Origin of the sequence: Pseudomonas sp. F01002, assembly GCF_004402115.1 — a bacterium.
Classification (GTDB): Bacteria; Pseudomonadota; Gammaproteobacteria; order Pseudomonadales; family Pseudomonadaceae; genus Aquipseudomonas; species Aquipseudomonas frigoris.
Window position 1 is genome coordinate 1 of the sequence record NZ_SOPU01000010.1, and the last position, 607, is coordinate 607.

The 607-nt window shown below is 59.6% G+C and carries 1 pseudogene; it reads left to right on the top strand.

The window, feature by feature from the left end:
* Window positions 1-149 precede the first annotated feature (149 nt).
* Window positions 150-607: pseudogene (locus E3W21_RS05495) on the top strand (reverse transcriptase domain-containing protein); the annotation flags it as partial.

Sequence of the window (607 nt, forward strand, 5' to 3'; positions counted from 1 at the left end):
TTGGGATCGATGAGACGGTCGAGCATCTGAAAACGGCCTGGCCCGTGATACGGGCGCAGTTGCTGGCGGGAACGTACCGGCCAAGTCCGGTGCGCAGAGTTCTGATCCCAAAACCGGAGGGTGGCGAGCGCAAGCTGGGCATCCCGACGGTGACGGACAGACTGATCCAACAGGCGCTGTTACAGGTTTTGCAGCCTCTGTTGGACCCGGGATTCAGTGATCATAGCTATGGTTTTCGTCCCGGTCGCAGCGCTCACCAAGCGGTACTGGCGGCGCAGCAATACATTCACTCGGGGCGGGANGCGAGGGACGCCGCAAGGTGGCCCCCTTTCACCATTGCTGGCCAATGTATTGCTGGACGAGGTGGACAAGGAATTGGAGCGACGAGGCCATTGCTTCGTCAGGTATGCGGACGATGCGAACGTTTACGTACGCAGCCTCAAGGCCGGTCAGCGGGTAATGGCAGTGCTCCGTCGCCTTTATGACCGACTTAGGCTGCAAGTGAACGAGAGCAAGAGCGCGATTGCCAGTGCGTTTGGCCGCAAGTTTCTGGGCTATGGCTTTTGGCTGTCAGCTCAAGGCGAGGTCAAACGCTGGGTGGCAAGCA